Here is a 647-nt window from a genome sequence, read left to right as displayed (position 1 = left end):
ACGACCGATGTGCTCACACCTTCCTGTCGGCGATCGCCTTCGCTGCAGCCTTCATCTTCTGGATCAATGAGTCCTGACCCTAGCTATGAGTCCGGCGCTCAGATCGCAAATGTCGCGTACTCCGTGGAATTCTCCCTCCGCAATGATCACGCGAGGGCGGCATGGTGCTCCGCGCGGAGCGCTGATGATCGTAAAGGCGGCTCTCGAAGCGGCCGTCGGCCTTGGTGCTGGTACGGTGGCTTTGAACCAGAATCGGCGAATCCAAACTGTGGAGTTGAGATATAGCGCCGATTATCCATTATTGAGGCCTTCCACGCTTCAGCATGTTCGCCGCGCGGCGCAACACGGGTGCATCGATCATCATTCCGTCTAGACCGACGGCTCCATCTCCACTTTTGCGGGCAGCTTCAGCCGCCTCGACGACCCGTCTCGCATGCTCGAGTTGCTCTTCAGATGGCGCAAAGCCGCTATTCGCCACGTCCACCTGGCTAGGATGGATGCACAGCGTACCGCGCAAGCCTACGGCATTCGATCGACGGACAAAAGAGCCGTACTTCTCGATATCCCGAAACTCTGCAATGGATCCCAAGAGGCCGAGAGGTCGTATGCCGCGAAGAGCAGCGGCAAGGACAAGCCGATACTTCACC

Annotated in this window: 1 protein-coding gene; it reads right to left on the bottom strand. The window is 58.4% G+C overall.

Annotated features, from left to right (window positions below):
• Nucleotides 1-298: 298 nt before the first annotated feature.
• On the bottom strand, nucleotides 299-647 hold a 349-nt coding region (locus NKH59_RS33420), incomplete at its 5' end, for an aldolase/citrate lyase/malate synthase family protein (protein WP_502908737.1).

The sequence above is a fragment of the Mesorhizobium sp. M0998 genome, from assembly GCF_040318885.1.
Classification (GTDB): Bacteria; Pseudomonadota; Alphaproteobacteria; order Rhizobiales; family Rhizobiaceae; genus Mesorhizobium.
Note: the sequence above shows the minus strand (reverse complement) of the source record. Positions and strands in the feature narration are given on the sequence as shown.